The 23195-nt window shown below is 61.3% G+C and carries 21 protein-coding genes and 2 riboswitches; of the genes, 15 read left to right on the forward strand and 6 right to left on the reverse strand.

Features of this window, described 5'->3' with window-relative positions; all coding sequences use genetic code 11:
- Window positions 1-68 precede the first annotated feature (68 nt).
- Together purU and cycA are read right to left on the reverse strand one after the other, a co-directional pair.
- Complete coding sequence (gene purU, locus AS189_RS06420) at window positions 69-974, reverse strand: formyltetrahydrofolate deformylase (protein WP_062286814.1); 906 nt, start codon at window positions 972-974, stop codon at window positions 69-71.
- Window positions 971-2470, reverse strand: a complete 1500-nt coding sequence (cycA, locus tag AS189_RS06425) for a D-serine/D-alanine/glycine transporter (RefSeq protein WP_062286815.1) — start codon at window positions 2468-2470, stop codon at window positions 971-973. Before cycA ends, purU begins: the two co-directional genes overlap by 4 nt.
- Before the next feature lie 149 nt (window positions 2471-2619).
- A riboswitch (glycine riboswitch) is annotated at window positions 2620-2717 on the reverse strand.
- A gap of 231 nt (window positions 2718-2948) precedes the next feature.
- A riboswitch (glycine riboswitch) is annotated at window positions 2949-3045 on the forward strand.
- Window positions 3046-3268: 223 nt separating this feature from the next.
- On the opposite strand from cycA, the gene gcvP reads away from it, so the two are divergent.
- From gcvP to lipA, 6 genes are all read left to right on the forward strand, one after another.
- The gene (gene gcvP / locus AS189_RS06430) at window positions 3269-6064 is read left to right on the forward strand and encodes an aminomethyl-transferring glycine dehydrogenase (RefSeq protein ID WP_424581539.1); all 2796 of its coding nucleotides are present in this window, start codon (window positions 3269-3271) and stop codon (window positions 6062-6064) included.
- A gap of 32 nt (window positions 6065-6096) precedes the next feature.
- Complete coding sequence (gene gcvT, locus AS189_RS06435) at window positions 6097-7218, forward strand: glycine cleavage system aminomethyltransferase GcvT (protein WP_062286816.1); 1122 nt, start codon at window positions 6097-6099, stop codon at window positions 7216-7218.
- A gap of 318 nt (window positions 7219-7536) precedes the next feature.
- The gene (gene gcvH / locus AS189_RS06440; RefSeq protein ID WP_062286817.1) at window positions 7537-7920 is read left to right on the forward strand and encodes a glycine cleavage system protein GcvH; all 384 of its coding nucleotides are present in this window, start codon (window positions 7537-7539) and stop codon (window positions 7918-7920) included.
- Entirely contained in the window at window positions 7917-9239 is a 1323-nt protein-coding gene (gene glyA, locus AS189_RS06445) for a serine hydroxymethyltransferase (RefSeq protein WP_062286818.1), read from the forward strand. Before gcvH ends, glyA begins: the two co-directional genes overlap by 4 nt.
- Window positions 9240-9378: 139 nt before the next feature.
- Window positions 9379-10776 (forward strand): L-serine ammonia-lyase, encoded by a 1398-nt coding sequence (locus AS189_RS06450; protein WP_062286819.1) that lies wholly within the window; start codon window positions 9379-9381, stop codon window positions 10774-10776.
- 55 nt (window positions 10777-10831) lie between these two features.
- Window positions 10832-11848, forward strand: a complete 1017-nt coding sequence (gene lipA / locus AS189_RS06455) for a lipoyl synthase (RefSeq protein ID WP_062286820.1) — start codon at window positions 10832-10834, stop codon at window positions 11846-11848.
- Between the two features lie 132 nt (window positions 11849-11980).
- On the opposite strand, the gene AS189_RS06460 is transcribed toward lipA, so the two are convergent.
- Window positions 11981-13726 carry an L-lactate permease gene (locus tag AS189_RS06460; protein ID WP_062286821.1) on the reverse strand — a complete coding sequence of 582 codons (1746 nt, stop codon included), beginning with the start codon at window positions 13724-13726 and terminating at the stop codon, window positions 11981-11983.
- A 264-nt stretch (window positions 13727-13990) separates the two neighbouring features.
- Window positions 13991-14713, reverse strand: a complete 723-nt coding sequence (locus tag AS189_RS06465; protein ID WP_062293110.1) for a FadR/GntR family transcriptional regulator — start codon at window positions 14711-14713, stop codon at window positions 13991-13993.
- Between the two features lie 99 nt (window positions 14714-14812).
- Between AS189_RS06465 and AS189_RS21205 the strand changes: the two genes are divergently transcribed.
- Complete coding sequence (locus AS189_RS21205; protein ID WP_424581541.1) at window positions 14813-15097, forward strand: hypothetical protein; 285 nt, start codon at window positions 14813-14815, stop codon at window positions 15095-15097.
- 13 nt (window positions 15098-15110) lie between these two features.
- Complete coding sequence (locus AS189_RS06470; protein WP_082634117.1) at window positions 15111-15560, forward strand: LexA family protein; 450 nt, start codon at window positions 15111-15113, stop codon at window positions 15558-15560.
- A 90-nt stretch (window positions 15561-15650) separates the two neighbouring features.
- Here the strand turns inward: AS189_RS06470 and AS189_RS06475 are convergent, their stop codons facing one another.
- Window positions 15651-16004 carry an SdpI family protein gene (locus tag AS189_RS06475; protein ID WP_062286822.1) on the reverse strand — a complete coding sequence of 118 codons (354 nt, stop codon included), beginning with the start codon at window positions 16002-16004 and terminating at the stop codon, window positions 15651-15653.
- A gap of 87 nt (window positions 16005-16091) precedes the next feature.
- The gene (locus tag AS189_RS06480; protein ID WP_062286823.1) at window positions 16092-16877 is read right to left on the reverse strand and encodes a sulfite exporter TauE/SafE family protein; all 786 of its coding nucleotides are present in this window, start codon (window positions 16875-16877) and stop codon (window positions 16092-16094) included.
- A 192-nt stretch (window positions 16878-17069) separates the two neighbouring features.
- Between AS189_RS06480 and AS189_RS06485 the strand changes: the two genes are divergently transcribed.
- The 7 genes from AS189_RS06485 to AS189_RS06510 all read left to right on the forward strand — a co-directional run bounded on the left by AS189_RS06485 (window position 17070) and on the right by AS189_RS06510 (window position 23158).
- Window positions 17070-17663 carry a hypothetical protein gene (locus AS189_RS06485; protein WP_062286824.1) on the forward strand — a complete coding sequence of 198 codons (594 nt, stop codon included), beginning with the start codon at window positions 17070-17072 and terminating at the stop codon, window positions 17661-17663.
- Window positions 17664-17870: 207 nt separating this feature from the next.
- Window positions 17871-18569 carry a DUF4166 domain-containing protein gene (locus AS189_RS06490; protein WP_062286825.1) on the forward strand — a complete coding sequence of 233 codons (699 nt, stop codon included), beginning with the start codon at window positions 17871-17873 and terminating at the stop codon, window positions 18567-18569.
- A 165-nt stretch (window positions 18570-18734) separates the two neighbouring features.
- Window positions 18735-19094, forward strand: coding sequence for a PadR family transcriptional regulator (locus AS189_RS06495; RefSeq protein ID WP_062286826.1), 360 nt, complete (start codon window positions 18735-18737; stop codon window positions 19092-19094).
- A 77-nt stretch (window positions 19095-19171) separates the two neighbouring features.
- Window positions 19172-20458: a hypothetical protein gene (locus AS189_RS06500; protein WP_062286827.1), complete on the forward strand. Its 1287-nt coding sequence runs from the start codon at window positions 19172-19174 to the stop codon at window positions 20456-20458.
- A 303-nt stretch (window positions 20459-20761) separates the two neighbouring features.
- Entirely contained in the window at window positions 20762-21352 is a 591-nt protein-coding gene (locus tag AS189_RS20975) for an aldo/keto reductase (RefSeq protein ID WP_272946737.1), read from the forward strand.
- A gap of 61 nt (window positions 21353-21413) precedes the next feature.
- A complete protein-coding gene (locus AS189_RS06505; RefSeq protein ID WP_062286828.1) occupies window positions 21414-21884 on the forward strand; it encodes an NUDIX hydrolase in 471 nt (156 codons plus the stop codon).
- Window positions 21881-23158 carry a Y-family DNA polymerase gene (locus tag AS189_RS06510; RefSeq protein WP_062286829.1) on the forward strand — a complete coding sequence of 426 codons (1278 nt, stop codon included), beginning with the start codon at window positions 21881-21883 and terminating at the stop codon, window positions 23156-23158. The genes AS189_RS06505 and AS189_RS06510 overlap by 4 nt, the downstream gene beginning before the upstream one ends.
- Window positions 23159-23195 lie beyond the last annotated feature (37 nt).

Here is a 23195-nt window from a genome sequence, read left to right on the forward strand (position 1 = left end):
GAGTAGATGCGAAGACGTAAGGGCTTTGTCCCAACCCCACCCAATAGTGTTGGGTTGGGACAAAGCAGTTATCGCAGAACTACTGTCCGGTTTCCGGAGAGGATGATGCGGCCTTCGGCATGCCATCTCACGGCATTAGTGAGAGCCTTGCATTCGGCGTCTTTGCCAACGGCCACAAGATCCGCAGGGCTGTACGTGTGGTCCACGTCAATGACTTGTTGGGCAATGATGGGCCCTTCATCCAGCTCGGCGTTGACGTAATGGGCCGTGGCTCCGACCGTTTTGACGCCGCGATCATAAGCCTGGTGGTAAGGCTTGGCACCCTTGAAGCTGGGCAGGAATGAGTGATGAATATTGATCGCACGTCCGGAGAGGACCGAGGTCAGATCGTCACTGAGGACCTGCATATACCGGGCCAGAACCACCAATTCAGCACTGTATTGATCTACCACCTTTAGTAATTGCGCCTCGGCGGCCGGCTTAGTTTCAGCGGTCACGGGGATGTGATGGAACGGGATTCCATGCCAGTCCACCAGATCCCTATGGGTCTCATGGTTGGATACCACGGCCACAATTTCCACTGGCAGTTCACCTGTCCGGGCGCGAAAAAGCAGATCGTTGAGGCAGTGGCCAAACTTGGAAACCATCACCAGAATGCGTTCCTTGCGGGCCTGCGGCTCCAACCGCCACCTCATGCCCCACTGTTGCGCCACGGGCTCGAACTCGCTCCGAAGCTCCTCGGCAGTTGGCCCGTCAACGGAGGCCAGAAAATGCACCCGCATGAAGAAGTGCCGCACCAGCTGGTCACCGAACTGCTTGATATCCACGATGTAGCAGCCGTGGTCCAGCAGGTATTGCGCAACCGCGTGCACAATCCCGGGGTTCTCGGCACAGTCCAACGTGAGGATGAACCCCTCGCCTACCGCAGCAGTCTCACTGGGAATGCCCGACGGCGTCAACGGCGCGGCGGTCATCGTCCGGACTCTACTTCGTTCGCCAGGTGACGGGCAGCGGCGGCCTCCACCTCTGCCTCCGTTGCGAGGTCCTCCTTGAATTTCCGGTAACGGGCAAGATGGCTGGGAGTCTTACCAACCAAGTACCAGACCACGGCAAGCGCAATAAACCAGATGGGAGTCACCAGGAGGGCAATCAACGTATCCGGCTGAGTCGTCAGGGCCCAGAGGACAAAGGCGAAGAAGGCGAAGACAACGTAAACCATGGGGATGCCACCGGGCATCTTGAACTTGGAGGAATCATGCAATTCCGGGCGGCGCCGACGGAACGCAAGGTAGCTGGCCAGAATGATGGACCAGACAAAGACGAAGCAGACAGCGGCCACTGTGGTGACCATTTCAAAAGCCTTGCTGATGTCATCGCCTACGTACAGCAAGACGATGCTTGACAGCAGGAGAATGCAGGAGAGGAACAGCGCGTTGTTGGGGACCTTGCGCTTGGACAACTTGCCAAACCTTGCAGGCGCATCGCCCTCCTGGGCGAGGCCATAAACCATGCGGGAGGTTGAGTAGATGCCCGAGTTGGCTGAGGACATCGCGGACGTCAGCACCACGAGGTTGATGATGGTGGCGGCTGCTCCGAGCCCGGCCATGGAGAACATGGCAATAAACGGGCTTTGCCCGGCAGCGAACTGAGTCCACGGGATAACCGACATCAAGATCACCAAGGCACCTACATAGAACAGCAGGATGCGGATCGGGATCGAGTTGATGGCCTTGGGCAGGTTCTTTTCGGGATCCTTGGCTTCAGCCGCAGTGGTGCCGACCAGCTCAATACCTACGAAAGCAAAGACAGCGATCTGGAAACCGGCTACAAATCCCATGAATTCATTGGGGAACATTCCGCCGTGCGTCCACAGGTTGGTGAAGCTTGCTGTTCCGGTGTCAGATTCGAAACGGCTAAAGATCATGTACAGGCCAACCACGATCAAGGCGACAATGGCGATGATCTTGATGAGGGAGAACCAGAACTCCGTTTCGCCAAAGGCTCGCACAGTGGTCAAGTTCAGCACTAGCAGGATTCCGATGGTGACAACCCCGGGAACCCATAGGTCAATCCCGGGCAAGAGTATTTCGGAGTAGGCGGCGATCGCGATGACGTCAGCGATGCCGGTGATGACCCAACAGAACCAGTATGTCCAGCCAGTGAAGAAGCCGGCCCAGGGGCCCAACAGGTCCGCGGCGAAGTCACTGAATGACTTGTAATGGAGGTTGCTCAGGAGGAGCTCTCCCATGGCGCGCATGACGAAGAAGAGCATGAATCCGATGATCATGTACACGAAGATCACGGACGGTCCGGCCGCGGAGATGGTCTTGCCCGAGCCCATAAACAAACCGGTTCCGATGGCTCCGCCAATGGCGATGAGCTGAATGTGGCGGTTGCTGAGCTGGCGTTCGAGTTGGGGTGGAGCGTCCGCTGCGGGCTCCGGGGTTGGTGCAGTGTGGCGAGTAGTCAAAGGAAGTCCTTCGTTCAGGTGGCATGGAGCACCAGGAAGATTTTTCCTCCCCACTCTGTCTGGGACCTGAGAGTTTCCGCGCTACTCAAAATCAAGTAAACGCTTGCACCGTCGGTGAGCCCGGTTACCGGACTACTTTCCAGAGTTGCCTCGCTGCGGCGGTACAGGGGCCTGAGAGATTCCCGGGGAGGGTTTGCTCCTTCGGCGCCTACCGATTTCGCTGGGAGGACTCTCCCGCCGCGGGTCATTGGCGCTGCAAAAAATACAGATACAACAAAGATAAAAACATTGGTGACGCGAATCACAGATTAGCGTGACATGGAGCTGTGCGCAAGACGAAGTCATGAAAAAGCATCAGAACGGGCCATGGAGTCACCACTGAGGTTCTCCCGTGAGCGGTGAATATGCGAGGAGTTGTGCCAAATGGGAAACCTCGTGTATTGTGTGGTACGAATCACCTACATCTTAATATGCCTTTTGAACCGTGGCGGGAGAGTCCTCCCAGCAATGTGTGAGGCGCCGTAGGAGCAAATCCTCCCCAGGAATCTCTCAGGCCCCCGTACCGTCATGGCGAGGCAACTCTGGAAAGCAGTCAGATTAATTCTGACTCACCGACGGTGCAAAGCGGATCACAAATCCGCGGAATCTCTCAGGTCCAAGACAGAGCGGGGAGGAACCCCACTCATGCCGAAGCTTCCGCCCGGCCGTACCTTGGAGTTCCCCTTGACGATTCAATCTCTTCCTAGCGTGTTTGCCGACCGCCACATTGGTGCCCGTGAACAGTCCCACATCGAAACCATGCTCAAGGCCATCGGCTATGACAGCGTCGATTCCCTCGTTGATACGGCCGTTCCCGATTCGATTCGCCAGAGCACGCCGCTGGCACTCACGTCGGCACGCAGCGAAGTTGAAGTTCTGAGCGAACTGCGAGCGCTCGCAGCCAAGAACAAGATGGCCGTGCAAATGATCGGTCAGGGCTACTACGACACCGTGACGCCGCCGGTGATCATGCGCAACATCCTTGAAGCTCCCGCTTGGTACACGGCCTACACGCCGTACCAGCCGGAAATCTCCCAGGGCCGCCTCGAGGCACTCCTGAACTTCCAGACCATGGTCAGCGATTTGACCGGGTTGCCCGTTGCCAACGCATCCTTGCTCGACGAAGCAACCGCCGTGGCAGAAGCCGTCTTGCTCATGCGCCGCTCCAACAAGACCAAGGGTGCCGGCGACGCCAAGACCGTCTTGGACTCGGATCTACTGCCGCAGACTATCGCCATCGTCAAGGGCCGCGCCGAAGCCTTGGGCTTTGAGGTCGAGGTGGCCGATCTTTCCCTGGGTCTGCCCGAAGGTGCCATCAACGGCATCGTTCTGCAGCAGCCCGGTGTCTCCGGCCGCGTCTTCAACCACGCACCGGTCATCGCCGCAGCCAAGGAGCAGGGTGCCCTCGTCACCGTTGCCGCCGATCTGCTGGCGCTGACGCTGATCACCCCTCCCGGTGAGCAGGGTGCCGACATCGCCGTTGGAACCGCCCAGCGCTTCGGCGTTCCGCTGTTCTTCGGTGGACCGCACGCCGCTTACATGGCTGTTCGCAATGGCATGGAGCGCTCGTTGCCTGGACGCATCGTTGGTGTCTCCAAGGACAACACCGGACTGCCGGCCTACCGCTTGGCCCTCCAGACGCGCGAGCAGCACATTCGCCGCGAGAAGGCCACCTCCAACATTTGTACCGCGCAGGCATTGCTGGCCATCGTCGCCTCCATGTATGCCGTCTACCACGGCCCCTCCGGCCTGAAGGCCATTGCCGAAACCGTTCACGGACACGCCCGCACCTTGGCAGCAGCACTGCAGGGATCCGGCGTCGAGCTTGTCAATGACTCCTTCTTCGACACCCTCACGGTGCGTGCTCCGGGCCGCGCCAACGCACTGGTCGCCATCGCCGAGCGCGACGGTATCAACTTGCGTCCCATCGATGCCGATCACGTTGGTATCTCCGTCGATGAAACCACGACGGCGGACATTGTGGCCCGCGTTGCCGCCGTGTTTGGTGCCGCACCGGCAGGCGACGGCACTGACCAGGGGAGCAGCTCAGACTTCGCGCTGCCCGCTGGCACAGTGCGCGTCTCGGACTTCCTGACCCACCCCGTCTTCAACACCCACCGCTCCGAAACTCAGATGCTGCGCTACATCCGCCGCCTCAGCGACCGCGATCTGGCGCTTGACCGCACCATGATCCCCTTGGGCTCTTGCACCATGAAGCTCAACGCAACGGCTGAAATGGAAGCCATGTCCTGGCCCGGATTCGCCTCCATCCACCCGTTCGCTCCAGACTCACAGACTGTTGGCTGGCGTGAACTGATCGGTGGACTGGAGGCCGATCTGGCCGAAATCACCGGCTACGATCAGGTCTCCATCCAGCCCAACGCCGGTTCGCAGGGCGAGCTCGCTGGCCTGCTGGCGATCCGCGGCTACCACCTCTCCCGTGGCGATGCGCAGCGCACCATCTGCCTCATCCCGCAGTCGGCTCACGGCACCAACGCAGCCTCGGCTGTGCTGGCCGGCATGAAGGTTGTTGTTGTCGCAACCGCTCCCGATGGCACCATTGACCACGCTGATCTGACCGCCAAGATTGAGACCCACAAGGATCAGCTCTCGGCCATCATGATCACCTACCCGTCCACGCACGGCGTGTACGACGCTGACGTGACGGATGTGTGCGACGCCGTCCACGCAGCTGGCGGTCAGGTGTACGTTGACGGTGCTAACCTCAACGCTCTGGTTGGCCTGGCTCAGCCCGGTAAGTTCGGCGGCGATGTCAGCCACCTGAACCTGCACAAGACCTTCTGCATCCCGCACGGCGGTGGCGGCCCCGGCGTTGGCCCGGTTGCAGCCAAGGCTCACCTGGCTCCGTTCATGCCCGGCGATGCCAACGCCTCCGGCACCATCGAGGGCACCGGCGTGCCGATCTCGGCCACTCGATTCGGTTCTGCCGGCGTGCTGCCCATCTCCTACGCTTACGTCAAGCTCATGGGTGGCAAGGGACTGACCGAAGCTACCAAGTCTGCGCTGCTTGCAGCGAACTACATTGCCTCGCAGCTCAACGAGCACTACCCGGTTCTGTACACCGGCGCCGGTGACCTGGTTGCTCACGAGTGCATCCTGGATCTGCGCGATCTGACTGCTAAGACCGGTGTGACCGCAGAAGATGTGGCCAAGCGCCTCATCGACTACGGATTCCACGCTCCCACGCTGTCCTTCCCGGTATCCGGCACCTTGATGGTTGAGCCCACCGAGTCTGAGGACTTGGGCGAGATCAACCGCTTCATCACTGCCATGATCAGCATCCGTGCCGAAATTGATCAGGTTGCCGAGGGTACCTTCACCTTGGAAGACAGCCCGCTGCGCAACGCGCCTCACACGGCTGCCGCCGTGGTGAATTCCGACTGGGACCGCGGCTACTCCCGCGAAAAGGCTGTATTCCCGGTGGACGCACTGCGCCAGGACAAGTACTTCCCGCCCGTGGGTCGCATTGATGGTGCAGCCGGTGACCGCAACTTGGTCTGCTCGTGCCCTCCCATTGAAGACTTCGAAGACTAAAGCGTTCTAACCACCACCGCAAAGGAATTCCCATGACTGAGAACCACACAGCCCTTTACGGCGAGCACCAGAAAGCCGGCGCATCCTTTACCGACTTTGGTGGCTGGCAGATGCCGTTGAAGTACTCCTCCGAACTCGCAGAACACCACGCCGTACGCAAGACTGCGGGCCTCTTTGACCTCTCCCACATGGGTGAAGTCTGGGTGACCGGTCCCGATGCGGCTGCGTTCTTGGACTACGCCTTGGCTGGCAAGCTTTCTGCCGTGGCCGTTGGCAAGGCCAAGTATTCGCTGATCTGCAATGTCGACGGCGGCATTGTGGACGACCTGATTTCTTACCGCCTGGGCGATGAGAAATACCTAGTGGTACCCAACGCAGGCAACGCAGCAACCGTTGCAGGTCTGTTGGCCGAGCGTGCCGCTGGCTTCGATGTAGTCGTCGAAGACGTCACCAGTGAAACGTCTCTGGTTGCCGTGCAGGGACCAAACGCGGCAGCCATCTTGCTGACGCTGGTCCCGGCAGAGCAGCACTCCCTCGTGACCGAGCTGAAGTACTACGCCGCGGTTTACGTCACCATCAACGGCCAGGAGCTGCTGCTGGCACGCACCGGCTACACGGGTGAAGATGGCTTCGAAATCTACGTGCCCAACGCCGATGCAGCCACGCTGTGGCAGGTGTTGCTGGAGAACGGAAGCGATCAGGGTCTTGTACCTGCCGGACTCGCATGCCGGGACTCCCTGCGTCTGGAAGCCGGCATGCCCCTCTACGGCAACGAGCTTTCCGTGACAGGTCACGCTTACTCGGCTGGTCTGGGCCCCGTGGTCTCGCTGGCCAAGGAAAGCGATTTCGTGGGCAAGGCCGCCTTGGCCGCCATCAAGGAATCGGGCGACGGCGTCACCACTGGCCGTAAGCTCGTGGGCCTGAAGGGCCTTGGGCGGCGTGCTGCCCGTGGCCACTACCCTGTCTTGAAGGACGGCGCCGTCATTGGTGAAGTCACTTCCGGTCAGCCCAGCCCCACCCTTGGCTACCCGGTAGCCCTGGCCTACGTCGATGTGGCACATGCCGAAATTGGCACCGCGCTCGATGTGGATCTGCGCGGCAAGGCTGAGCCCTTTGAAGTTGTAGCACTGCCGTTCTACAAGCGCCAAAAGTAGTTTCTGCACGTACTGTCGCCGGGGTCACGCTTGTCGAGACCCCGGCGACAGAGCCGGTATTTCCTCGGCTGGGCCCACAGACGCGAGGGTCCCGCGGCGAGCTTGCGAGCCGTGGGAGCGTCTGGGGCCTATCCGGCCCGTCGGCCGCGGGCGGCCTTTGGGGCCTATCCGGCCCGTCGGCCGCGGGCGGCCTTTGGGGCCTATCCGGCCCGTCGGCCGCGGGCGGCCTTTGGGGCCTCCTTTACGTCGCCTACGAAAACACCGGCTCTGTCGCCTTATCCCGAGCGTCACCCTCACTTCCCCTGAAAGGTTTTCACCATGAGCAAGGTAGCAGCAGAACTTAAGTACTCCGTTGAGCACGAGTGGATTGCCCGCGACGGTGCGGGTCCCTCCACTATTGGTGTCTCAGCCGTGGCCGCTGACGCCCTCGGCGACATTGTCTACGTTGACCTGCCTGAGGTAGGCGCCACTGTCACCGCCGGTGAAGTGTGTGGCGAAATTGAGTCAACGAAGTCCGTCTCCGATTTGTACTCACCCGTGACCGGTGTGGTGACCGAGACTAACTCCGGTGCCATTGAGGATCCGGCCATCATCAACTCCGATCCTTACGGAGCCGGCTGGTTGTTCAAGGTGGACGTTGAGTCCGATGGCCCGCTGCTCAGTGCAGAAGAGTACGCAGCAGCCAATGGCGGCGAACTGTGAGCGGCGTAGGGTCCGCAGTGGACTTCGTCCAGGTAGTGTCACCGAGTTTGGACGCGACGCTGGCAGAGCTTGATCCGGAAGTTGCGGTACAGATTGATGCCGAGCTGGCACGCCAGCGCAGCGGGCTGGAAATGATCGCCTCGGAAAACCACACCGCGGCGGCCGTAATGGCGGCTCAGGGCTCAGTCCTGACCAACAAGTACGCAGAAGGCTACCCGGGACGCCGGTACTACGGCGGTTGCGAGCACGTGGATGTCATTGAGCAATTGGCAATTGACCGCGTCAAGGCTTTGTTCGGTGCAGAATATGCAAACGTTCAGCCGCACTCAGGTGCCCAAGCCAACGCCTCGGTCATGCATGCACTGATCAAGCCCGGCGACACCATTATGGGCCTGAACTTGGCCCACGGTGGCCACCTCACACACGGCATGAAGATCAACTTCTCCGGCCGCCTCTACAACGTGGTGCCGTACCAGGTTCGTGAAGACACCCATCAGGTGGACATGGCCGAGGTTGAGCGCCTGGCCCTCGAGCACAAGCCGGCCCTCATTGTTGCTGGCTGGTCCGCATACGCCCGCCAGCTGGACTTCGCCGAATTCCGCCGCATCGCGGATCTGGTGGGGGCCTACCTCATGGTGGATATGGCGCACTTTGCTGGTCTGGTGGCTGCAGGTCTGCATCCCTCACCGGTGCCGCACGCACACGTGGTCACTTCCACCACCCACAAGACGTTGGCTGGCCCGCGCGGCGGCATCATCTTGAGCAACGACGCCGACATCGCCAAGAAGATTAACTCGGCAGTGTTCCCCGGACAGCAGGGCGGCCCTTTGGAGCACGTCATCGCCGGTAAGGCAGTGGCGTTCAAGATTGCCGCAACACCTGAGTTCAAGGAACGTCAGGAACGTGTCCTGGCCGGATCGGCCATTCTGGCTAAGCGCCTCATGGAAGCCGACGTTGCCGCCAAGGGAATCTCCGTGATTTCCGGTGGTACCGATGTTCACCTGGTGCTGGTTGATTTGCGCAACGCCGAGCTCAACGGCCAGGAAGGCGAGGACCGTTTGGCCGCGATCGACATCACTGTCAACCGCAACGCCGTGCCGTTCGATCCGCGTCCGCCCATGGTCACCTCGGGTCTGCGTATTGGTACCCCGGCACTGGCTACTCGCGGATTCGGCGAGGCGGCCTTTGTAGAGGTCGCCGACATCATTGCTGAGGCGCTCATTGCCGACGCATCAGCTGACCTGTCAGCTTTGCGTGCCCGCGTTGAGGTTCTGGCCGCAGCGCATCCGTTGTACCCATCAGTGGCAAATCTGTCCTAGCGGGACACTCGCTCCCTGGGGTGGCCGTCTTGGACGACGGCCACCCCAGGGACTGGCTGGGCTTTCACCGTCATGGTGCGCCCAGACCTCCGGCGGGATTGCCTTCGGAGTAGTATGAGCACTTGAGTGAGGTACTCACATGTCTGTTGGCGTTTTTGACTTGTTTTCAGTGGGGATCGGTCCGTCCAGTTCCCACACAGTAGGTCCCATGCGGGCCGCTGCGGCCTTTGCCCAGGAGCTGAGCGATCAGCACCTGCTGGAGCGCATAGCCGCCGTCCGCGTGGACCTTTACGGATCCTTGGCCGCCACTGGCCGAGGCCACGGCACCATGACGGCCGTGTTGCTGGGACTAGAAGGCCGCGAACCGGAGCTGATTCTCCCCGAGGAAGTCGATGCTCGTCTGGCCGCTTTTGCCGCAGGTGAGCCATTGCTGCTTGGCGGAACCGTGCAGCTGGTCTACGGTGCAGATGACATTATCTTGCACCCACTGACCATTTTGCCCCGCCACACCAACGGCATGAAGCTCAATGTCACTGACGCCTCCGGTGCCGTGCTCCATGAGGCCACTTACTTCTCCGTCGGAGGTGGGTTCATCATTCGCGAAGGCGCGGTGGATGAAGCCGTCGCCGAGCTGGAATCATCTAAGGCTCTTTTGCCCTACCCTTTCCGCACGGCGGCAGAACTGCTCAAGCATTGTGCCACCGCTGGCGGCAACTTCAGTGACGTTATGCTGGCCAACGAGCTCATGGAACGCAGCGAGGAGCAGGTCCGTGGCGGGCTGTTGCACATTCGCGATGTCATGGACCAGTGCAAGGATGCATCGCTTGCCCGCGAAGGTCTGCTGCCCGGTGGCTTGAATGTTCGACGACGAGCTCCAGCCTGGCATGAACGCCTCCGTGCGGAGGATCCCGACCGGGATCCGAAGTTCTGGCAGGAGTGGGTCAACTTGGTGGCCTTGGCCGTCAATGAGGAAAACGCTTCCGGCGGCCGTGTGGTGACGGCGCCAACCAATGGTGCTGCCGGCATCATTCCGGCTGTCATGTTCTATGCAACTCACTACATTGACGGGATGCACAACGCATCGCAAGAGGCGATTGACGCCGTCGTCGTTAAATTCTTGCTGGCAGCCGGGGCTGTAGGTGTCCTATACAAGGAACAGGCCTCCATATCCGGGGCAGAGGTGGGCTGCCAGGGCGAGGTGGGCTCGGCGTCGTCGATGGCGGCTGCGGGACTGGCTGAGGTCATGGGCGGCACCCCGGAACAGGTGGAGAACGCCGCCGAAATTGCTATGGAACACAACCTCGGACTGACCTGCGATCCCATTGGCGGGCTCGTGCAGATTCCGTGCATCGAACGCAACGCCATTGCCGCGGCCAAGGCCATCAATGCGGCAAAAATGGCGCTGTGGGGCGATGGTCAACACCGTGTCTCCCTCGACGAGGTCATCGTCACCATGCGTGAAACTGGACGCGATATGTCCTCCAAGTACAAGGAAACAGCCATGGGCGGACTCGCCGTAAACGTGGTGGAATGCTAGATCAAGCAGCAGTTTGTGTGGCTAAAAAGCATGCGCGGCTAGAAGGAGGACTTTCATGACGTTGGTACCTGAGGGACGTAAGTTGTTGCGGATTGAGCAGCGTAATTCTGCTGTTCCGGTTGAGCGTAAGCCTGAGTGGATGAAGACGAAGGTCGAGATGGGCCCGGAGTTCATCGCGATGAAGAATCTGGTCAAGGGTCAGGGCCTGCACACGGTGTGTGAAGAGGCTGGTTGCCCGAACATTTTTGAGTGCTGGGAAGACCGTGAAGCCACGTTCCTCATTGGTGGTTCCGAATGCACGCGCCGGTGTGATTTCTGTCAGATCGATACGGGCAAGCCGTCCCCGATCGACAGGTTTGAGCCCACGAAGGTGGCCCGCTCGGTAGTGAAGATGAATTTGCGCTACGCCACGGTCACGGGTGTGGCCCGTGATGATCTGGCCGATGAGGGTGTGTGGTTGTACGCCGAAACGGTCCGTAAGATCCATGAATTGAACCCGAACACGGGTGTGGAATTGTTGATCCCTGACTTCTCTGGCAAGCCCGAACACATCACTGCGATCTGTGAATCCAAGCCCGAGGTCTTCGCGCACAATGTAGAGACCGTGCCGAGGATCTTCAAGCGCATCCGCCCGGCGTTCCGTTACGAGCGGTCCTTGGATGTGTTGACGCAGGGCCGGGATCAGGGCATGGTCACCAAGTCCAACCTGATTCTGGGTATGGGTGAGACTCGTGAAGAAATCTCCCAGGCACTGCAGGATCTTCACGATGCTGGGACGGACTTGATCACCATCACCCAGTACCTGCGTCCCTCCGAACGCCACCTTCCCGTGGATCGGTGGGTCAAACCCCAGGAGTTCCTGGAACTCTCCACCGAAGCAGAAGAGATCGGTTTCCTGGGTGTCATGAGCGGACCCTTGGTGCGTTCTTCCTACCGTGCCGGACGCCTCTGGGCCACGGCCATGCGTAAGAAGGGTTTGGACATCCCCGAACACCTCGCCCACATCGCTGAAGGCATCGAAGATTCCGGCCACACCCGCCAAGAAGCCGCATCCCTACTCGCCGCACACTAAGGCGGGGCGCTCATACGCGCAGGGGCACGTCTGGGAGTCGTCCCCAGAATGGGACAAATAATATGGGGAGTGTGCGGGCCGGTGGGCCCGCACACTCCCCATTAGGTTAATCCCCAGTAGGAAAACCTGAAACTACGGCAGCATCCAGCCCAAGATGGGGGTGGACTGCAGGTAGGTAAGCGTGCAGAGGACCAGCAGCAGGCCTACGCTCCAACCAACGACCTTACGCAGGATAACCGATTCCTGGCCTTCCAAACCAACGGCCGTGGCGGCGATGGCCAGGTTCTGCGGGCTAATGAGCTTCCCAACGACGCCACCGGAAGTGTTCGCTGCCACGAGAAGGTTCGGGTCGATCCCGGCCTGGATGCCGGCGGTCTGCTGCAGCTTGCCGAACAGTGCATTGGCGGAGGTATCGGAACCGGTGACGGCAGTGCCGATCCACCCGAGGACAGGTGAAAGGAACGCAAAGAACGTCCCCGTGCCCGCCAACCATGTGCCGATAGAGATTGTCTGCCCGGAAAAGTTCATGACATACGCCAGTGCGAGGACGGTAATGATGGTGGTGCCAGCCCAACGCATCCGGTAGACGGTGCGCCCGATTTCCGCCACTGCGTTGCCAACGGTGATTCGGTAGCGGCCACCCTCATCGTTCTTCGAGTACACGAAGGCGACAATCAAACCGGTGATCAACAGCAAGGTGCCGGGAGTGGAGAGCCACTGGAAGGAGTAGACGGTAGCCGATAGCGGTTCTCCTGCTGAATCCACCAGGGCATCGTGCAGGATGGGCCAGGGAATCTTAATATCAGTGGTGGCCAGGAACGCGGGCACATCCACGACCACTTTCCACAGCTTCGCGATACCGAAAACGACGATCACAAGGAAATAGGGGAACAGAGCGAACCAAGTGCGCGCCGGGGTCAAACGGTCCGCAGCAGTATCGGCGCTGACTACAGCGGTCTTTGTCTTTGAACCGCCGCCTGAGGTGCTTGAAGCGGACGCCTCTGCGTCTGCCTCGGCGGAGGCCACGCTGAGACGTTCGCGTGCGGCTTCACTGCCCTTGGGCGTCCAGAACCGGAAGAAGATTACGGCTGCGCCGAGTCCCACGAGTGAGGCCACGATGTCGGTGAGTTCGTAGGAGAAGTAGTTAGAGCAGAGGAACTGCGTTATCGCGAAAGAGAAACCGACAACGAGCGCGGCCGGCCAGCAGTCCTTGAGGCCCTTGCGGCCGTCGAGAATGAATAGCAGAATCAGCGGCACGAAGGTTGCCAGCAGCGGAGCTTGGCGCCCAACGATTGAGGCAATGTCCGTTGCATGCAGCCCGGTAAGGTTAGCAGCGGTGGTGATCGGGATCGCCATGGCACCGAAGGCAACAGGGGCAGTATTGGCGACCAGCACGGCTGCCGCTGCCCGCAACGGGGGCAGACCGAGCGCGAGGAGCATGGTGGCGGTGATCGCCACTGGTGCCCCGAACCCTGCAAGGGCTTCCAACAATCCGCCGAAACAGAACGCGACGAGGACTGCCTGCAGGCGCACGTCGCCCTTGCCGATCACGTCAAAGACACGACGGAGGTCCTCGAACCGCCCGCTGAGCACTGTGACCTGGTAGAGCCAGACTGCCATGATGACGATCCACAGCACCGGGAAGGCGCCAAAGACCGCCCCTTGGCTTGCGGACAGGAGTGCCAAGCCGGTGGGCATTTTGAAGGCAACGATGCCGACGATAAGTGCCACGAGGAGCGCAAACCAGCCAGCAACGTGTGCCCGGGTTTTGACAACGGCGAGCAGTATGAAAAAGGTCAGCAGTGGCAGGAGGGCGACGATGGCCGACCAGGCAACGCTGTTGAGCACAGGGTCTGTGGTGGGGGTGAATAGGTCCAAGGGGTTCCTCCGCGTCGAGGGGGTGACTAAAGTTTGTGGTCAGACCTCTATGGTCGGACCACCATAGTCTAACGTAGATCTTCCGGGAAATGTGACTCTTTTCACCTTGTGGTGATGACTTCTTGTGGTGCGGGAGCCCCACTTACTGGGCTCGACCGCAATACAGCGCATCTGAGGGCTGCCGTGCGTATCGCTTTCCTGGCTGCGCGGATAACGGTGGGTCCGGCGGCCGGGCAGGCAGGGGATTCGCGCTTGGTGGTGTGGTTAGCTGCCATTCTCGATGAAGAACCATTCGATGTGCTCTCGCAATAGCCGTCCCGCCAGCTTGCCGTCGCGGGCAGTGATGGCGTCAAGAATGGCGTGGTGCTGGGCCCGCAGCGTTTTAGCGACGGGATACCACTGCTCATCCGTGGTGACGGAATTGCGGACGTAGTCCATGATGGAGAGGCGCAGGGATTCCATCATCGCGGACACTACGGCGTTGCCGGCCATGGTGCTTAGTAGGACATGAAACTGCGAGTCAAGGTCGTGGAAGGCCTCGCGGTCAAGGGCAGGATCATCCATCAAGGACAGCAGCTCCCTGGCCCGGGCCAGGGACGGTTCGTTGATCGGCAGCTCGCTCGCGGCCTTCGACGCGGCCCAGGTCTCCATGAGGATGCGGGCCTCCACAATGTCGGCGACCGGCAGGTGCCGGCTCGCCACGTGCAGGCGCAAGGTCGAGGACAGTCCTGCCGCCGGGTTGGAGATTAGAACTGCCCCGGAGTTCGGCCCCGATCCGGTGGCTGTGCGCACGAGTCCCATGACGTCCAGGATACGGATCGCGTCTCGCACCGAGGCTCGTGAGATCCCGTGCTGCTCGGAGAGGACGCGCTCTCCTGGGAGGCGGTCGCCGATATTCAGCCGCCCGGAACGCAGTTCGGCCTCGATGCTCGCCAAGACCGCCTCGTAGGCGCGCGTTCCTGCCGCCTTTTCCTTTTTATCAGTCACCGTTCCATCCTGCCACGGGCCCACGTCCTTCCCGGCATCACGCCCAAGGTGGCTCCAGTCCCGAAGGTGTGGGTTGTGAGTGGGCGGTTGGGGCATGAGGTGGCGTTTCCTTCCGGGCGGGCGTGTTGTGGGCAACTGCATGTGAATTCGGGGTATTTCAAGGAAGCTCATGCGGTGGTGGCTAATCATGTTCAGGCTTTTGACACGGATGCGCCCTACGAGCTTCCGACGTTGTGGAGGTGCTGCCCGAAGCCATCGCACGGCTCGAAGCAACCCGCCCGCAAACCTGGATCAGCGGACACGACCCCTGTTCGGCACCCCATTGTCCTGCGCCGGCAGCGCTTGACTGGGAGCGCTTGGCTCTGCAGTGCCGGGCGGTGCTAGGGGCCACAGTGCTATGCTGAAGTTTCGAATCTTTGTACTAGGCGGTGGTGGCGTGTTTGGAGTAGATCCGGCGGCCCGCAAGCCGCCCAGTGCGGATCCCACCGGTTTTGCCTCCCCCGCCCGCGACTATTTTGATGGCGGAATTGACCTCAACCGCCACCTGATCCGCGACCGCACCAGCACCTTCGTCATGCGTGTCTCCGGCGATTCCATGGCCGGCGCCGGGATTGCCGGCGGTGACGAGATCATCGTGGACCGCGCGCTGACCCCGCGCGACGGTTCCGTGGTGGTTGCCGTCGTCGAGGGAGAGCTCTTGATCCGCCGCCTCATGAAGCACGACGGCGTCACCTCCCTAACTACCCAGCCCGCCCAAGGCACGTCCCCGGCGACCGCCGAGGTGGTTGCGTTGAGCGGTGAAGTTTCGGTGTGGGGCGTTGTTACCCGGTGCCTGCACCATGTCTAAAGCCGTGACCCACCAAAGTTTGCGCTCCGGGCAATACGGCGCATTGCTTGCTTCGATGCGCCAGTTAGCGGCGCCAGAGCGCATGAGGTACTAGTTTGGGTGCTGCACGGCCAAGACCTGTTGCGCAGCTTTATTGCCTTGAGCGGCTCCATAAAGGACGCCTCCCAGTAGCGCGCCGCAGCCGAGAAGCAGCGTTGTGGCCTGTAACGGCTCACCCGGTAAGAATAAGGCGATTACCGTCAGGGCCACGGCTCCGTAAGTGCCTGCCAGACTCGCGTTTTTGGCTGCTTTGTGTCCGGCAAGCCAGGTTTGTTGGTTGGTCATGATGAGTCGCGTCCTGATCCCCGCCATCCCGTTGATGCCAATGCGCCCATCGGCGCAACGCACGACGACGAAAATAAGGAGGGCATAGCAAGCAACGAGCAATAGTGCGCTGAAGATCATGCTCCCAGTCTAGGGACACGGCGGCTTGAGTAGGAGTGCCTGGCAGCCGTTGCTGTTAGTACTGGCGAAGCCAATAGGCGCCGGTGGCTAGGGGAAGAAAACCATCTTCACGAGTGCCGCCGTGCCCACCACAATAATGGTGGCCCGCAGAGCGGTAGGAGGCAGCTTGCGGCCAAACCTGGCTCCGAAGAAGCCGCCCACAAGTGAACCGCAGGCGATCAACGCGGTCACTTTCCAATCAATATGTTCCCCGGCCACGGCGATGAATGTGACAGCGGCAATGGCGTTGACTGCTGTTGTGAGGACATTCTTGACGGCATTGATTTGCTGCAGCGCAATCGTGGTCACGATGCTCATAAAGCCAACCAGCAAAATGCCTTGGGCCGCGCCAAAGTAGCCGCCATAGATGCCCAGCACAAAGATGCCAGCCAACAGGCCAACCGTGCCCGCCGACGGGCCGGGAGTGGTGAGAGTCGCCACCGAGGCGAGGGCCCGGCGTCGTGCGGCTAAGCGTTGCAAAGCCGGGCCCAGCGCCACCATCAGCAGCCCAACAACAATGAGAAGGGGGACTATCGTCTGGAAAGCCGACGCCGGCAGCACCAGGAGCAGTAACGCACCGGTCAAGCCGCCAATGGCCGACGCCGGGAGCAGCCGTAGAATCAGGGCTCGGTTCGGCGCCAATTCCTCGCGATAGCCCCATGTGCCAGACAGTCCACCGGCCACCAGCCCAATGTTGTTGGAAATATTTGCCGTCAGTGGGGGATAGCCAAAGAGCAGGAGCACCGGAAAAGTCACTAGGGTTCCGGAACCGACCACCACGTTGATCATTCCAGCCCACATGCCAGCGAGCAGAATGCCGCCCATTTCCAACATGCTTTCCTCCTGTAATGAAGTGCCGCCGCCCGTCAGCGCTTGACCGCACAGCCCCCATATTCCCATAAACCGAAGGGCCTGCCGGGCCGCTCCTCAACGGTGGCGCGTGTGGCACGGGAGGAGGCGTCGCCGTCGTACTTTAGAACTGGTGGGCTGGAGGGAAACGCTATGGGGCGGCTTTAGGATTGGGGAATGGGGAAAAATGTGGGGCGAAAGGAAGCCGTCCGCAAGCCGATCTACGTTGAGATTCGCATGAGGGCTGCCATGGAGCGGGTATGGGAGCTGAGTCAGAATCCGCAGTTGCACCCCCGCTGGGACCTACGCTTCTCACGCATCATCCCCGTTGATCAGGACGAGCACGGGCAGCTGCGGTTCCGCTACGAGTTTCTGCTGCCGTTGCACATCATCAGGGGGACTGGGACCTCGCTGGGCCACCGGCACCGGGCGGATGGCCAAGCGACGTCGGTGCTGAAGTTCGACACCGCCGACTGGCTTTCACCGATTGGCCCTGGCTCCGGGTACTGGCGCTATATCCCCACCGATGACGGCCTGCGCTTCATCACCGGGTACAACTATCAGCCGGGGATGGGAATTCTAGGCAAGGCCCTGGACGCGCAGATCATCCGGCCGGCGCTGGGCTGGGCAACGGCCATCAGCTTTGACAGCTTGCGCCTGTGGGCGGAATCGGAGCAGGACCCGCGGGACTCACGCAGCCGTTGGTTCCTGGACGCCGGCGCCCGAGCAGGCGGTCTGCTGCTTGCTGGGGACTGCTCCGCCGGGCGGTAGCGCAACGCAGTCTGGGCGCTGTAGCCCTGGGTGCGGTTGCTGCACTGGCAACCGTGGCAACACCGGCCCACTGGTCGGTGCCGCGCGCGGGAAGGTGCCTGCGTCGTGCGCCAGATGAGCGTGCAGCCCGGGCCCCTGCTGCACTCAGCCGGTTGCGGGAACCTGACCGGCCGGGCAACAACCACCCACCAATAGAGAGGAATAGACGTGGCCTCAATCTTTGAAATAGCCCTCGGTGAAGACTTCCAGCGGCTGCATCCCATGATGCAGAAGCGCTTTGGCGTGGATGTTGAGGCCGGCTATGCCTGTGTTGGGACAGGTGTTTTCTCCGAAGTTCGCCGCGGTGCCTGGTGGACGGTGCTGTTCTTGCGCTTCGGCGCGTTCCGCAACATCCTGTTCCCAGATCAGGGAGACACCATTCCCTTCACGGTGGAGAATTACCCCTATGTAGACGGCTTTGCTCGGCCCACCGTCACCTTTGTGCGGACTCTGGACGTGCCAAGTGTCAAGGGTGGACGCGCGAAGAAGCGACGATTTGACGCCACCATGGTGCACAGCAAGGACCGTGGCGCCATTGTTGACTACCTTGGAACCCACCAGCACTTGGCCACAGATCTGGTCCTGGACGTCCTCGACGACGGTTCCCTTCACTTACAAACCACCGGCCAGCGGTTCTATGAGGGGGCGGTTGCCTTCAACTTTCCAGCTATTGGCACGGGCACTGCTGACCTCTATGAACGCTACGACGACGCCCGCGGTGTCTACACCATCCAGATGCAGGTGCGGAATCCCTACTTTGGCTTCCTCTTCGGCTACAAGGGCGAGTTCACGTGTGAGTTTCCCGCCATTGTTGGAGATGCTGTTCCGGTCCATCTCAAGCCGGTGCACGAAGAGATCCGCGAATAACGGGCCGTTTGCGGTGCTCGCCTGGGCGTACGACGGCGGAAGGTGCCTTTCGCGTGGAAGGCCGCGCCGCCCGCCGTGGTGCTGTGTGTGAAGCCGTGATTTCGTGGGATTAGCAGGTGACACTCCCTATGGCCCTATATTCCCACTGTGGGTATATTTGTGGTCATGAATGAAAATACGTTTTGGATTCTCACGGCGCTCGCAGGTGGCCGGCAGCACGGCTATGCCGTCCTGCGAGATGTCGAATCGCTGACTGCCTCCAAGGTGTCATTGCGGGTAACGACGCTCTACGCCTCGCTCGAGCGTCTGGAACGGGACGGACTGGTTCGCAGGGCCGGCGAGGAAATAGTTGATGGCCGCGCCCGCCGCTATTACGAGCTGACGGACGATGGCACCCAGGCCCTGACCCTGGAGACTGAGCGACTTTCGGTCAGGCTGGGGGCTGCGCAAAAGCGGCTGGCAGCAGCTCGTCCGGCACCCATTCGCCCGGCGCCGGCAACCATGGCGTGGGGGTTTGTCGGATGAACGGTGCAACTCGAAGAAAGTATGCGCGGCTTTTACAGTGGTATCCGAAAGTCTGGCGGAACGAGCATGGCCGTCTGATGCTGGACACTCTCGAGGAGCACGCAGTCGATCGTGGCCTAGCGAGGCCGTCCGTTGCCGAGGCTTGGTCCATTAGGTCTCACGGACTGGGTGAACGGGCCACGAACCGTTGGGCAGTGATTGCCGCGGCCTTGTCGCTGGTGGCGTTCACTGTTGCGACCGCAATCCTGTTGAGCGACGTGATGATGTTCCCCGGTGCTGGCACATTGCGAACCGCGTTGGCGGTCTTTGTAGGACCGCTGGCCCTTGCTGTTGCTGCGGTGATCCTTCTTCACCGGAGAGGCCAGCTGTCCGCACCGGCTTCGCTGTGTGTGGTGGCGGGTGCGGGGCCTGCCTTGGTCATGACAGCGCTGGCAGCAGCGAGTTGGTCGATTGGCTTCGACGAGGCTGATGCGGGAGGGACCCGCACCTGGTTTGGCTCGGCAACACTCTTGTTTGCCCTGATGGGGTGGTTCTTCGGCAGCGTTTCCCTCCTCGCGCCTGTTGCTTCGGTGGTGAAAAGGAAAATCCCGTGGTTGATTCGACTGCCGCTGATCGGGGTGCTGGCGGCATTGCTGGCCATTGTCACCGGAATTTTGACGGTGACGGGGCAAATGCTGGGCGGTCTGGGAGCTGCCGCGGTGCTCTTGATGGCGCTCTTGGCCGGTCGGCCTGCATTGCCGTCGGTGCGGCCAAGTGCTGAGCAGGCAATCAAGCAAGCCGTCCGCCCGGACAGCCCTGCGGCGCTGACCCGTAGCAGTTACGCCAAGATTTGCAGAGCGGCACTGGTGTCGTTTGTGGTGGGCATAGGGTGCGCCGCATTCGCGCTCATGGGGAGCCTCTGGGCACCCGGAGTCGGTGACTCCACCCATGCCATGAATCTTGGCTTGGCCGCTGGCGCGATCGCAGCCATGCCCGTTGTCATCGCGTTGGGGATGGTACTCACGCCACGTTTTGGCACGATCATGCGCTGCTCGGCCCTGCTGCTTTGTGCGGGCCTGGCCATGGAATTTGCTGCCCAGATCGCCGGAGCCGGCCATTCGCTGCAGTGGCCGTTGACACTTGTTGCTGCGGTGCTGGCCGGTTTTTCCATTGCGGTTCCGATCGCTCGCTTTGTATCCTCCAGGGCCCCGGCGCGCATTGCTGTGGCCACGGCCCTCGGTTTGGCGGGGGCCATGCCTGGGATCATGGTTGTGACTGCGGCTGCGTTCATTGCGCCGCTTGCTGCCGGCGCGCTGGTCGCGTGGTCATGGAGACGAGCAGCCGCTGGGCGGCGGGATGCAGAACCGCGTTTGGCCAGTTTCTAATGACGGCGTCGTTGACGGCTGTTTTGCATGAGTGGGTGATCGCCCTTTCGTGGGACCGAATGGTATTTCATGGCCTGTCCGAGTGGCGCCTCATTGCAGCCGGAGTTTTCCTCTAAGGGGCGAGAGCCGGGCCCCGTACCCATGTCACGGCGTACTTCGCGATTGCGGGAGTCCCAGGCCCATGGTGGTACTCGGAGGGACTCCCGCCAACGCCATCAGAGGGATACCGTGAATGAAGTCAACAGCTCGGCAGTGCGAATCTGACCTGCCTCAATTCCTTGACCATGCGCGATCGGCTCGCCGGTGTGTACGTTGTCGCTGGCGACTGGGCCCGTTCGGCGTGGTCGCGCCACACAAGCGTGGCTCGCCGCGATTGACGGATCTCTGGCCACGATGGGTCTGGACTACATCGACCTGATGCTCATTCACGGCCCGCAACCTTGGGGTGACTTTCGCGGCGGTGATTACGCCGAGGGTAATAGGGAAGCCTGGCGTGCCCTAGAGGACGCCTATAACACGGGCAAACTCCGTGCCATCGGAGTCTCCGACTTCCAACGGCAGGACCACGCTTCGCCAGCTGCGCGCCCGGGACTTACGGAAAGCACAGCGCCTTCCCCGTCTTCAGCGGCAAGTGACCCAGGCGCATGGGACCGCCAACGCCCGGCGGTCCCATGCGCCCCAATAGATCACATTAATCAGGGCTCGCAAGAGCCTCACAAGGCGTTGAAGGTGGAACGGCTGGTGTGCGCCCCTGTAGGGACTTCCTGCGCCCTTGGGGCTTCCGCCAACTCATCATCCGAAGGAGTTGGCGGAGGAGTTGTCACGACGATTAGCGCGACTTCCGACTCAACGTCCTCTCGACGAGCCCTGACTGCGCTTGCCGCCAACCCCTAAAGTTTGGGAACATAGATTCGAAAGATAATGAACAGCCACCGTATCCAGCGAGGAACCGCGCATGAGTGAACGATTCGCCTTGATTCCCGCCAGTTATGTCATTTTCCGCAGCGGTACCCAGGTGCTGCTCCAGCTGCGTCAAGGAACTGGATACATGGACGGCCATTGGGCCGCCGCTGCCGCGGGCCACGTGGACGCCGGCGAATCAGCGGAGGCTGCTGCAGTGCGCGAGGCTCATGAAGAGCTTGGGGTGCGGATCGCGGCCGAAAACCTGGTTCCTCTGACGGCGATGCACCGTGCCCAAGTGAACGGTCCCGCCTTGGCGCAACGGGTGGATTTCTTCTTTAGCTGTGAAAAGTGGGTTGGCGAGCCGCGCATTATGGAACCGGACAAAGCGGCAGACCTCCGATGGTTCGCACTCGATGAGCTGCCAGCCCAGGTGGTTCCGCATGAGCGCGTCGTTCTTGAGCGTCTGACGGCAGGACTTCCTCCGATCGTCAGCTTCGGGTTTGAACAACGGGTAGCCCCGTGAGCAACAACCGGATCGCCCTGGTGGACGTGAACAACTTTTATGTCTCCTGCGAGCGGGTCTTTGACCCGAAGCTGGAAGGCAGGCCCGTCGTGGTGCTGTCCAACAACGACGGCTGTGTGGTGGCACGTTCTGCAGAAGCGAAGGAACTAGGGATCAAAACGGGTGCGCCGTGGTTCCAGATTCAAGGACAGGCCAAGGCTTGGGGGTTGGTGGCGCGTTCGAGTAACTATGAACTGTACGGGGATCTGAGCGCACGGGTCATGGAAGTCGTAGGCCGCTTTGGCACCTGGCAGGAGGTTTACTCGATCGATGAATCGTTCGTGGGGCTGGTGGGGGACCCGGCACAACTACAAGCTGCCGGACGCGATATTCGGGCCGCCGTCATGCGCCATGTGGGTGTGCCGGTATGCGTTGGTGTCGCGTCGACAAAGACGTTGGCCAAGTTTGCGAATCGGATCGCCAAGCAGAATCCGGGACTGGGCGGGGTGTGTGCGCTTGAGGCGATGCCGGAGGGGCACGTGGAGGTGATCCAGCAGAGGGTTCCGGCCTCGGGGCTCTGGGGCGTTGGCGGGAAAATCTCGGACCGGTTGAAGATGATGGGCATTGAAACCATCGCCGATCTGAAGGCCGCGGATCCGGCCCTGATCCGCAAGAAATTTTCCGTGGTCCTGCAGCGCACCGTCATGGAGCTCAATGGGACCGAGTGCATTCCGCACGTGGAGGAGCGCGTGGACAAGCAGCAGATCATGTTCTCACGCAGCTTCTCCGAGCCAGTCACCACCGTGGCAGGCATGGAAGAGGTCATGGGGGTCTACGCCCAGCGCGGCGCCGCCCGGCTCAATGAGGAAGGGTTGCGCGCCGCTATCATGACCGTCACGGCCGGAACCAGCCGCTTCGCCGCGGCGGAGGGCAGCTTCCCCGCCTCCACCATCCGGTTTGCCACGCCCACCCAGGACCCCATTGTGCTGGTCCGTGCTGCCGTGGCCGCCATCAGGCAGAGCGCCGTTGCCGGGGCTTCGTACTTGCGTGCCGGGGTCATGTTCAGTGGACTGGAACCAGCGTCCGGCGCCGGGATGCTGGATATCTTTGGTGCAGGGCAGGCGCAGCCGGAGGTGGGCGGCGTCATGGGAGAGGTGCGCAGCAAGTTCGGCAACGCAGCCATCGGGATCGGAATCGGCGGACTGGCTGTTGCGCCGCAATGGACCATGAAGCGTGAGCTTGCCTCACCCCGCTACACCACCGAGTGGAAGGACCTGCCGGTGGTGCGGGCCTAGGCCGGCCAGGACGCCTACGCGGGCCCTTGCGCAGGCC

The sequence above is a fragment of the Arthrobacter alpinus genome (assembly GCF_001445575.1).
Lineage (GTDB): Bacteria > Actinomycetota > Actinomycetes > Actinomycetales > Micrococcaceae > Specibacter > Specibacter alpinus_C.

What these genes read in the sequence shown, in the direction of transcription:
- purU (WP_062286814.1), bottom strand. Translation starts at nt 974, where the DNA reads ATGACCGCCGCGCCGTTGACGCCGTCGGGCATTCCCAGTGAGACTGCT.
- lipA (WP_062286820.1), top strand. Translation starts at nt 10,832, where the DNA reads ATGACGTTGGTACCTGAGGGACGTAAGTTGTTGCGGATTGAGCAGCGT.
- AS189_RS06470 (WP_082634117.1), top strand. Translation starts at nt 15,111, where the DNA reads ATGCTGAAGTTTCGAATCTTTGTACTAGGCGGTGGTGGCGTGTTTGGA.
- AS189_RS06505 (WP_062286828.1), top strand. Translation starts at nt 21,414, where the DNA reads ATGAGTGAACGATTCGCCTTGATTCCCGCCAGTTATGTCATTTTCCGC.
- AS189_RS06475 (WP_062286822.1), bottom strand. Translation starts at nt 16,004, where the DNA reads ATGATCTTCAGCGCACTATTGCTCGTTGCTTGCTATGCCCTCCTTATT.
- AS189_RS06480 (WP_062286823.1), bottom strand. Translation starts at nt 16,877, where the DNA reads ATGTTGGAAATGGGCGGCATTCTGCTCGCTGGCATGTGGGCTGGAATG.
- AS189_RS06500 (WP_062286827.1), top strand. Translation starts at nt 19,172, where the DNA reads ATGCTGGACACTCTCGAGGAGCACGCAGTCGATCGTGGCCTAGCGAGG.
- gcvP (WP_424581539.1), top strand. Translation starts at nt 3,269, where the DNA reads ATGCTCAAGGCCATCGGCTATGACAGCGTCGATTCCCTCGTTGATACG.
- AS189_RS06485 (WP_062286824.1), top strand. Translation starts at nt 17,070, where the DNA reads ATGGGGAAAAATGTGGGGCGAAAGGAAGCCGTCCGCAAGCCGATCTAC.
- gcvT (WP_062286816.1), top strand. Translation starts at nt 6,097, where the DNA reads ATGACTGAGAACCACACAGCCCTTTACGGCGAGCACCAGAAAGCCGGC.
- gcvH (WP_062286817.1), top strand. Translation starts at nt 7,537, where the DNA reads ATGAGCAAGGTAGCAGCAGAACTTAAGTACTCCGTTGAGCACGAGTGG.
- AS189_RS06450 (WP_062286819.1), top strand. Translation starts at nt 9,379, where the DNA reads ATGTCTGTTGGCGTTTTTGACTTGTTTTCAGTGGGGATCGGTCCGTCC.
- AS189_RS06495 (WP_062286826.1), top strand. Translation starts at nt 18,735, where the DNA reads ATGAATGAAAATACGTTTTGGATTCTCACGGCGCTCGCAGGTGGCCGG.